This is a genomic window from Pseudomonas sp. (genome assembly GCF_050739995.1).
Classification (GTDB): Bacteria; Pseudomonadota; Gammaproteobacteria; order Pseudomonadales; family Pseudomonadaceae; genus Aquipseudomonas.
Window position 1 is genome coordinate 1 of sequence record NZ_JBOICG010000602.1, and the last position, 9,643, is coordinate 9,643.

Here is a 9,643-nt window from a genome sequence, read left to right on the forward strand (position 1 = left end):
CGCCACGGATGACTTTCACCCGTGAGCCGTGGCTGTTGGCCGGCGAACGCGTAAGGATATTGACCACCGCCATCAGCGCGTTGGCGCCGTAGCTGACGGTGTTGGGGCCGCGGAAGACTTCGATACGCTCGATGTCCTCCATGGCCACCGGGATGTCGCTCCAGTCCACGGTGGCCAGGCCGGCGCGGTACACCGAGCGCCCGTCGATCAACACCTGCATGCGCCGTGCATCGCTGGCGCTGGTACCGTGGTAGTTCACTGCCGCCTGGTTGCCGGTGGTGTAGCCGACCATCATCCCGGGCACCAGGCGCAGCAACTCGGCGATGTCCCGAGCGCCGCTGGCCTTGATCAGTTCGCTGTCGATCACTGTCATGCTGCCAGGTACGGCGGCGGCTGATTGCTTGAGGCGCGTGGCAGTCAATACCTGCGGCAGCGGCTGGCTGTCCAGGAACAGATCGTCAGCCAGCACCGGGGCGCTGCACAACAGCATCAACAGCAGGGATGAGCGAGGAGGAGGGCCCAGATACACGGCACGGCCTTGATAATGACGGATAGCCGCCCATGTTAACTGAGGTGAGGCCATTTGCCAGTCGTCGGACTTGCAATTACTTCACCTGCACATGGCATTTTCCGACAAGCAGGTGAATTGATGCGGGGGCTGGCCGCAAGCGGGTCGCCCCGTATAATGCCGCTATCGCCATTGGTATGGATTAACGGATTGCATATGACTGAACAGCGCCCTATTGCGGTCCTGGGAGGCGGAAGTTTTGGTACCGCCGTGGCTAACCTGCTGGCTGAAAACGGCCACGCGGTGCGCCAGTGGATGCGCGATCCCGAGCAGGCCGAGGCCATTCGCGTGCACCGGGAAAACCCCCGTTACCTTAAAGGCATCAAGATTCATCTGGCGGTGGAGCCAGTCACGGACCTGCTGGAGACCCTCATCGCCTGTGACCTGTGCTTTGTTGCGCTGCCGTCCAGCGCCTTGCGCTCGGTGCTGGCACCCCATGCCGAACGCCTGGCGGGCAAGCTGCTGGTCAGCCTGACCAAGGGTATTGAAGCGCACACGTTCAAGCTGATGAGCGAAATCCTCGAAGAGATCGCCCCCCAGGCGCGTATCGGCGTGTTGTCCGGGCCGAACCTGGCGCGGGAAGTCGCCGAGCACGCGCTGACCGCCACCGTGGTTGCCAGTGAAGACGAAGCACTGTGCGAGCGCGTCCAGGCGGTACTGCATGGTCGTACCTTCCGTGTCTATGCCAGTGGCGATCGTTTTGGCGTCGAGCTGGGCGGAGCGCTTAAAAACGTCTACGCGATCATTGCCGGTATGGCGGTGGCCTTGGGCATGGGCGAAAACACCAAGAGCATGCTGATTACCCGCGCCTTGGCCGAGATGACCCGCTTTGCGGTGAACCAGGGCGCCAATCCGATGACGTTCCTGGGCCTGGCCGGGGTGGGCGACTTGATCGTCACCTGCTCGTCGCCCAAAAGCCGCAACTATCAAGTGGGGTTTGCCCTGGGCCAGGGTTTGAGCCTGGAAGACGCCGTTACGCGCCTGGGCGAAGTGGCCGAGGGCGTCAATACGCTTAAGGTGTTGAAGGCCAAGGCCCAGGAAGTCGGGGTGTATATGCCGCTGGTCGCCGGGCTGCACGCGATCCTGTTTGAAGGGCGCACCTTGAACCAGGTGATCGAGCTGCTGATGCGGGCAGAGCCGAAAACCGATGTCGACTTTATTTCCACCAGTGGTTTCAACTGAGGAACGCGTCATGAACGATCCGAAAGCAGCTCCCAAGTACGAGTCCATCGTCCTGCGCATTGTGTGGATGCTGGTGTTCGCCCTGGTGTGGCAAGTCGCGCAGTTCCTGCTCGGCGCATTGGTGCTGGTGCAGTTGATTTACCGCCTGGTCTACAGCGCACCGAACCTGGGCCTGATGAACTTCGGCGACAGTCTCAGTCAGTTCCTGGCTCAGATCGGCCGTTTTGGCAGCTTTCACACCGAGCAAAAGCCTTGGCCGTTCGCCGATTGGCCGACACCGCGTGCACCGGAGGGTGAAGCGGCCCACAGCGTGCCGCCGGTGCCGCATCCGGTGCGTGATGAAGAGCCCAAACTGTGAAGCTCTGGATACTGCGCCACGGTGAAGCCGAAGGGCATGCGCGCACCGATGCCGAACGCAACCTCACCGAGCATGGCCGCGCCGAAGTGTTGCACAGCGCGGCGCACCTGATCGGCCAGCCTCTCAGTGCGATCATCGCCAGCCCTTACGTGCGGGCGCAACAGACCGCACAACTGGTTCGCGAAGCGCTGGGGTTTGAACCTGATATCCGCACGGTGCCGTGGCTGACGCCAGACGGTAACCCATTGCAGGTGCTGGAAAAGCTCAATACCGATGACAACGTGCTGCTGGTCAGCCACCAGCCTTTGGTGGGCAGCCTGGTCAGCTTTTTGCAGCATGGTCATCAACGCCAGCCGCAACCGATGCACACCGCCAGTCTGGCGGAGCTGGAGGGCGATTTTCCGTTGGCGGGGTTGATGAGCCTGGTTGGCGTGAAAAATCCGTAGGAAAAGTGATCGCTGTTTTGTGTGCTATATAGTCAACCGAGCAAGTGCTTGGTTGGCTATCGTCGGACCACAAAGGAGCGCGTTCCATGCCTGTCGCTTTTCGTTTGCCGTTACAGGTCTTCTTCGAACGTGAAGCGCGGCACCCGCGCAAACCTTTTCTCGTGCAGCCCATCGGCGGTGGCGAGGTGCAAACCCTCACCTGGGGCGACGTCGGTCATCAGGCCCGCTGCGCTGCGCGCTGGCTACGTGCTCGGGAGTTGCCCCAGGGCTCACATATTGCCCTGATCTCGAAAAACTGCGCGCACTGGATCATCGCCGACCTGGCGATCTGGATGGCCGGGCATGTGTCGGTGCCGTTATACCCCAACCTGACTGCAGACTCCGTCGCCCATGTGCTGACTCACTCCGAGGCGGCGTTGGCATTGATCGGCAAGCTGGACGACTGGCCGGCCATGGCGCCTGGTATCCCGGCTGGTTTGACAACTATCCAACTGCCGCTGGGTCCGGTCGGTGACTTCGATTTCACTTGGGCTGATCTGCAGGCTTGTTCACCGATTCAGGACAACCCCGAGCCTGACGCCGCGAGCCTGGCTACCATCGTCTACACCTCTGGCACTACCGGCTTGCCCAAGGGCGTGATGCAAACCTTTGGTGCCCTGGGTTTTGCCGCCACCCGTGGCACCGAGTTATTTGGCCTGGGGGAGGGCGACCGGCTGCTGTCTTACCTGCCGTTGTGCCATGTGGCGGAGCGGATGTTCGTGGAACTGGCCTCGCTCTACACCGGGCAAACGGTATTTTTCGCCGAAAGCCTCGACACGTTTCTGACTGACTTGCGTCGGGCACGACCCACGGCATTGTTCGGCGTGCCGAGGATCTGGACCAAATTCCAGATGGGCGTGTATGGCAAGGTCTCGGAAAAGCGTCTGGACCGGCTTCTGCGCCTGCCTTTTATCGGCCGGTACGTGGGCCGTAAAGTCCTCGCGGGGCTGGGCCTGGATGCACTGCGTATTGCGCTATCCGGTGCCGCGCCAGTGCCTGAGGCCCTGTTGCGTTGGTATCAGCGCCTGGGTTTGGATGTGTTGGAGGTGTACGGCATGACGGAAAGCTGCGGCTATTCCCACGTGTGCCGTCCTGGGCAGCAGAAGCTTGGCTGGATCGGCCTGCCATGTCCCGGGGTGGATGTGCGCATCGACCCGTCGGGCGAAGTGCAGGTGCGCAGCGGCGCGACCATGCTCGGCTATTTCAAGGACCCGCAGAAAACCGCTGAGACCCTCACCGCTGACGGTTTCCTGCGCACTGGCGACAAGGGTGAGCAGGGCGCTGACGGCCGCCTGCGCCTCACCGGACGGCTCAAGGAAATATTCAAGACCAGCAAGGGCAAATACGTGGCTCCGGCGCCGATTGAGAATCGTCTGGCCGAGCATGCGCGCATCGAACAGGTGTGTGTGGTCGGTGAAGGCCTGACGGCGCCGATAGGCTTGTGCGTGCTGGCGGCAACCGGCGAGGACCGGCAAACCCTGAACGGCAGCCTTGAGCGTTGGTTGGAACAGGTCAACCAGGGGTTGGACAAGCACGAGCGTTTGCGTCAGTTGGTGGTGGTCAACGACAACTGGGCGGTGGAAAACGGCTTCCTGACCCCGACCCTGAAGATAAAGCGCAATGTGATCGAGTCGACCTACGGTGCTCAGTTCCACGTTTGGAGCGAGCGCAACGAATCCATTCTGTGGCAGGATTAGGGCCGTAATAAAACCAATAAGGACAATCGCATGAGCCTGTGGCGCACCCAACCCAATATCGAGCAACTCAACGCCATCCAGAAAAACACCATCGGTGAACTGCTGGATATCCGTTTCGAACGCTTCGATGACGAATCACTCACCGCCAGCATGGTGGTCGACCATCGTACCCATCAGCCCTATGGCCTGCTGCACGGTGGTGCGTCGGTGGTGCTGGCGGAAAGCGTCGGCTCCATGGCGGCCTACCTGTGCATTGATCCGAGCAAGTTCTATTGCGTGGGCCTGGAGATCAACGCCAACCACTTGCGTGGTGTGCGCAGCGGGCGCGTGACGGCGGTGGCGCGGGCGATCCATATCGGGCGAACCACCCAGGTGTGGGATATCCGCCTGACCAGCGAAGACGGCAAGGCCAACTGCGTCTCGCGCCTGACCATGGCCGTGGTGCCGCTGGGCGAAAACCCACCGGCGCGATAGGCATGGCGTGAGTGTCATCATTCCTGGCAGTTACAGTCATTGCTGTACAGCTTGGGGCTGGTGACAATCCATTTCTGTTTCTGTAGATGAGTCCGGTATGTCGCAGCACGTGTTTTTTGCCCACGCCAATGGTTTCCCTTCGGCCACTTACGGCAAGTTGTTTGCCGCCCTGGCCCCGGAGTACACAGTGGCTCACTTGCCACAGCACGGTCACGACCCCCGGTTTCCGGTGGACGACAACTGGCGCAACCTGGTGGACGAGTTGATCCATCACCTGGAGCAGCAACCGGAGCCGGTATGGGGCGTCGGGCATTCCCTGGGTGGCGTGCTGCACCTGCACGCGGCCATGCGTTGCCCGCAGTTGTATCGTGGGGTGGTGATGCTGGATTCGCCGGTGCTGACTCGTGCCGACCGCTGGGTGATACGCGCCGCCAAGCGCTTGGGGTTTATCGATCGCCTGACCCCGGCCGGTCGCACCCTGGGCCGGCGTGAAGAGTTCACCGACCTGGACGCCGCGCGCAGCTACTTTGCCGGTAAAACCCTGTTTCGCGGGTTCGACCCGGAATGTTTTGACGCGTATCTGCAACATGGCCTGCAACAGGTGGGCGATCGCCTACGCCTGCGCTTTGACCCAGCAACCGAAATCAGCATTTATCGCGGCGTGCCCCACACCAGCCCAGGCCAGGTGCGCCAGTTGAAGGTGCCGCTGGCAGTGGTGCGCGGACGCCAGAGCCGGGTGGTGATGCGTCACCACGCCAGCGGTGTCGACCGCCTGCCCATGGGCGAAATGCTCACCATGCCCGGTGGCCATATGTTTCCCCTCGAACGTCCCCAGGACACCGCGACCTTGATCAAGAACCTGTTCTCCCGCTGGGAAGCCCGCGAGCGCAACTGCGCATGAACACGTCGGTCGAAGAAGTCCGCCTGAGCCTGCCCCACATCGAGTTGGCTGCGCACTTGTTTGGTCCCGAGGACGGTCTGCCGGTGATTGCCCTGCATGGCTGGCTGGACAACGCCAACAGTTTTGCGCGACTGGCGCCGAAACTGCAGGGCTTGCGCATCGTTGCGCTGGACATGGCGGGTCATGGGCATTCGGCCCATCGTCCAGCCGGGGCGGGTTATGCCTTGTGGGATTATGTATTTGATGTGCTGCAAGTCGCCGAACAGCTGGGTTGGAAACGTTTTGCATTACTTGGCCACTCCCTCGGCGCCATCGTCTCGTTGGTGCTGGCGGGAGCCTTGCCGGAGCGGGTGACACACCTGGGATTGATCGACGGTGTGATCCCGCCCACCGCCGTCGGCGAGAACGCGGCCGAGCGATTGGGCATGGCCTTGCAGGCGCAGTTGAACCTGCAGGACAAGCGCAAGCCGGTCTACAGCACCCTCGATCGGGCAGTTGAAGCGCGAATGAAAGGTGTGGTCGCGGTCAGTCGCGAGGCCGCCGAACTGCTGGCCCAGCGCGGGTTGATGCCGGTATCGGGCGGTTATACCTGGCGCACCGACAGTCGATTGACCCTGGCTTCGCCGATACGTCTGACCGATGAGCAGGCGATGGCTTTCGTGCGGCGGGTGGCTTGCCCTGCACAGTTAGTGGTGGCGGCTGAGGGTATGTTGGCGAAACATCCCGAATTGCTTTCTCAGCTACCCTTCACGGTGACCACGCTGCCGGGAGGCCATCATTTACACCTGAATGACGAGCCTGGCGCCGCTCTTGTTGCAGACTGTTTCAATCGGTTCTTCTCCACGCCTTGACTTGGCGGGGTCAACTGCCGAGGCTGGGCGGATTGAAAGGGAGTCAACCATGAACCATCTTGAAACTGCTACGACCTCCAATGGCCAGGGCTCAATCATCCGATGAGCTTGCGTAAAGGATGTATACGTGCCCTCGGGCTGTGCTGTTTCAGCCCTTTGGTGTTCGCCGCTGATGTGCCGGGTAGCCAGGATTTGCCGGCAGTGTCGCGCCAAGTCGACGCACAGATCGTCGATTACCGCCCCGTCGAAGAAAAGGAACGCATCTACCCCATGGGTGCAATCCGCAAGATCAGCGGCCAGTTGCGCTACGAGGGCCAAGCCACCGCACGTGGTCAAGCCACGGCGATTACCTACGAGTTGCCCGCCGAGCACACGTCCAGCGCCGCGTTTACCGCGACCCGCGAAGCGCTGCAAGCCAAGGGCGCGCAGCTGTTGTTCTGGTGCCAGGCCCGTGATTGTGGCGAAAGCAGCCTGTGGGCCAATGAAGTGTTCGGCAACGCCAAACTGGTGGGCGCCGATGGCCAGCAGGAATACCTGCTGTTGCGCCTGGCCGCACCGCAGGACAACTCCCTGGTGGCGCTGTACGGCATCACCCGAGGCAACCGTCGCGCCTATCTGCATGTAGAACAATTGGATGCCAGTGCGCCATTGGCTGATCTCCTGCCTACGTCGGCGACCCTGTTACGTGAGTTGAAAAGCACCGGCGAGCTGGATTTCCCGAAGCTCGGGGCTGAACCTGACGCCACCTGGCTGACCTTGATCTCCCGTGGATTGAACCTTGACGCCACCTTGCGTGTCAGTTTGACCGGGCCGACGGCCGAAGCCTGGCGTCAGGGCCTGATCGACAGCGGCGTGCGTGCCGCGCGTATGGAAACCGGCACCGGTGACGCTAAGGGGTTGCACCTGCATCTGATACGCTGACCGTTAACAGGCGAACGGACCCGCGCCGTTCGCCTACGCTCTATTCCTACAGCCTTCTTCTCGAGATACCCGATGCTCAATAACGATCGCCTACTGGTGCAAATCCTGCTGCTGGTGTTGTTTGGTGCCAGCTTCTGGGTGATGGCGCCGTTCTGGTCGGCGCTGTTCTGGGGCGCGGTGCTGGCGTTTGCCAGTTGGCCGCTGATGCGTCTGCTCACCCGCTGGCTGGGTGGTCGGGAATCCTTGGCCGCTGGCATCCTGACCTTGTGCTGGATGCTGTTGGTGGCGGTGCCGCTGGTATGGCTGGGTTTCAACCTGGCCGATCATGTGCGTGACGCCGTGGGCCTGATCAAGGATATCCAGGTCGACGGCCTACCGGCTGCGCCCACTTGGTTGGGCTCGATCCCCTTTGTCGGCGAGCGCCTGGTGGCGACATGGGACAGCATCGACCAACAGGGCGCGGCACTGATGGTCAGCATCAAGCCGTACCTGGGACAGGTCGGCAACTGGCTGCTGGCGCGCAGTGCGCAAATTGGCGGCGGCATCCTTGAGCTGACCCTGAGCCTGGTGTTCGTGTTCTTCTTTTACCGTGATGGGCCACGGCTGGCGGTGTTTGTGCATCGCCTGCTGGAGCGTTTGATCGGGGAGCGTGCCGGTTACTACATCGAACTGGTGGCCGGCACCGTACAGCGGGTGGTCAACGGTGTGATCGGCACCGCTGCTGCACAGGCTTTACTGGCGCTGATCGGCTTCCTGATTGCGGGCGTACCGGGTGCATTGGTGCTGGGCATTGTCACCTTCCTGCTCAGCCTGATTCCCATGGGGCCGCCGTTGGTGTGGATTCCAGCCACGGCGTGGCTGGCCTGGAAAGGCGATTACACCTACGCGGTGTTCCTGGGTGTGTGGGGCACATTCATCATCAGCGGCGTGGACAACGTGCTCAAGCCGTACCTGATCAGCCGAGGTGGCAACCTGCCGCTGGTGATCGTGCTGTTAGGGGTGTTTGGCGGCTTGATCGCATTTGGTTTCATCGGCCTGTTTATCGGTCCGACCTTGTTGGCGGTGGCCTACAGTTTGTTGACTGACTGGAGTACGACCCAGGCGCAAGGGCGCCGGGAAGACAAACCCCTTTAAGCCCTCGGCAACCACATCACGGCGGTCAACCCACCGCCTGGTGTGTCTTCCAGGCTGAGGTGGCCGCCGAGGCGCTCCACCGCTTCCCTCGCAATCGTCATGCCCAGGCCGACGCCCCCCGAGTTACGGTTGCGTGAGCCCTCCAGGCGAAAGAACGGCTCGAATACTGCCTCGCGCTTGTCGGCTGCAATCCCGGGGCCATGGTCGATCACACGGATCACCAGGGCTCCACGACTATCTGCCAGTTCCACACGAGCCGTGCCGGCATAGCGCAGGGCGTTGTCGATCAGGTTGTTGAGGCATGAACGCAGGGCCATGGGCTGTACTTGCAACGGCGCGCAGCTGCCGGAGAACTGCACATCGGAGCCTTGGTCTTGGGCGTTCTCACTGAGGGATTCCACCAGCGCCTGCACGTCGAGCCAGTGCCGGGTTTCACTGGTACGTTGCTCGTGCAGGTAGCTCAGGGTGGCGTCGAGCATGTCAATCATGTCGTTCAGGTCTTGGCGCATCTGACCTTGCAGCTTGGTGTCTTCGATCTGTTCCAGGCGCAGTTTGAGGCGTGACAGTGGTGTGCGTAGGTCGTGGGAGACTGCACCGAGCATGCGCGCACGCTGGCTGACTTGTTCACGGATGCGTTTTTGCATCAGGTTGAAGGTGGAGGCGGCTTGCCTGGCCTCTCGTGGCCCCGACTCATCGAGCGGAGGGCTGTCGAGGTCGACACTCAACCGTTCGGCGGCTGCGCTCAGGCGCTGGATCGGTCGACTCAAAAGCTTGGCGCCGTACCACGCGGCGATGATCAGCGAGATGAACTGAAAGGTCAGTGGCACCACCGGGCCGCCAAACCACGGGCGAGGGTGCTTCTTCTGGATGGGGGTGAAGGAACCGTCTGCCTGTTGTACAAAGGTTTCACCGGTCGGCGGTGGTGGCGGGCCGTAATGGTGAAACCAAAAGAATGCCAGCACATGGGCCAGCACAATGGCCACCAGCAATACACCGAACAGCCTGCCGAACAACGTATTGAAGGTGGCGCGCATCAACCGATATCCCGGGCGTCGAACAGGTAGCCTTCACC

The 9,643-nt window shown here is 61.7% G+C and carries 11 protein-coding genes; 9 read left to right on the forward strand and 2 right to left on the reverse strand.

Annotated features, from left to right (window positions below; translation table 11 throughout):
* Positions 1-529, reverse strand: a 529-nt coding sequence (locus ACRESD_RS20115) for a TonB-dependent receptor plug domain-containing protein (RefSeq protein WP_431752501.1), incomplete at its 3' end; no start/stop codon positions are given.
* 195 nt (positions 530-724) lie between these two features.
* On the opposite strand from ACRESD_RS20115, the gene ACRESD_RS20120 reads away from it, so the two are divergent.
* The 9 genes from ACRESD_RS20120 (at position 725) to ACRESD_RS20160 (ending at position 8,571) form a co-directional block, all read left to right on the forward strand.
* Positions 725-1,750 carry an NAD(P)H-dependent glycerol-3-phosphate dehydrogenase gene (locus tag ACRESD_RS20120; RefSeq protein WP_431752502.1) on the forward strand — a complete coding sequence of 342 codons (1,026 nt, stop codon included), beginning with the start codon at positions 725-727 and terminating at the stop codon, positions 1,748-1,750.
* A gap of 10 nt (positions 1,751-1,760) precedes the next feature.
* Positions 1,761-2,108 carry a DUF4389 domain-containing protein gene (locus tag ACRESD_RS20125; RefSeq protein ID WP_431752503.1) on the forward strand — a complete coding sequence of 116 codons (348 nt, stop codon included), beginning with the start codon at positions 1,761-1,763 and terminating at the stop codon, positions 2,106-2,108.
* Entirely contained in the window at positions 2,105-2,554 is a 450-nt protein-coding gene (gene sixA, locus ACRESD_RS20130; RefSeq protein WP_431752504.1) for a phosphohistidine phosphatase SixA, read from the forward strand. The genes ACRESD_RS20125 and sixA overlap by 4 nt, the downstream gene beginning before the upstream one ends.
* A gap of 86 nt (positions 2,555-2,640) precedes the next feature.
* Positions 2,641-4,290 carry an AMP-binding protein gene (locus ACRESD_RS20135; protein ID WP_431752505.1) on the forward strand — a complete coding sequence of 550 codons (1,650 nt, stop codon included), beginning with the start codon at positions 2,641-2,643 and terminating at the stop codon, positions 4,288-4,290.
* A gap of 30 nt (positions 4,291-4,320) precedes the next feature.
* Positions 4,321-4,764 carry a hotdog fold thioesterase gene (locus tag ACRESD_RS20140; RefSeq protein WP_431752506.1) on the forward strand — a complete coding sequence of 148 codons (444 nt, stop codon included), beginning with the start codon at positions 4,321-4,323 and terminating at the stop codon, positions 4,762-4,764.
* Positions 4,765-4,861: 97 nt separating this feature from the next.
* Positions 4,862-5,665: an alpha/beta fold hydrolase gene (locus tag ACRESD_RS20145; protein WP_431752507.1), complete on the forward strand. Its 804-nt coding sequence runs from the start codon at positions 4,862-4,864 to the stop codon at positions 5,663-5,665.
* On the forward strand, positions 5,662-6,516 hold the full coding sequence (locus ACRESD_RS20150) for an alpha/beta hydrolase (protein ID WP_431752508.1): 855 nt from the start codon (positions 5,662-5,664) through the stop codon (positions 6,514-6,516). The genes ACRESD_RS20145 and ACRESD_RS20150 overlap by 4 nt, the downstream gene beginning before the upstream one ends.
* A 102-nt stretch (positions 6,517-6,618) precedes the next feature.
* Positions 6,619-7,437: a DUF4892 domain-containing protein gene (locus ACRESD_RS20155; RefSeq protein WP_431752509.1), complete on the forward strand. Its 819-nt coding sequence runs from the start codon at positions 6,619-6,621 to the stop codon at positions 7,435-7,437.
* A gap of 72 nt (positions 7,438-7,509) precedes the next feature.
* Positions 7,510-8,571: an AI-2E family transporter gene (locus tag ACRESD_RS20160; RefSeq protein ID WP_431752510.1), complete on the forward strand. Its 1,062-nt coding sequence runs from the start codon at positions 7,510-7,512 to the stop codon at positions 8,569-8,571.
* Here the strand turns inward: ACRESD_RS20160 and ACRESD_RS20165 are convergent.
* Positions 8,568-9,605, reverse strand: coding sequence for a sensor histidine kinase (locus ACRESD_RS20165; RefSeq protein ID WP_431752511.1), 1,038 nt, complete (start codon positions 9,603-9,605; stop codon positions 8,568-8,570). The two genes, ACRESD_RS20160 and ACRESD_RS20165, sit on opposite strands and share 4 nt — an antisense overlap.
* Positions 9,606-9,643 lie beyond the last annotated feature (38 nt).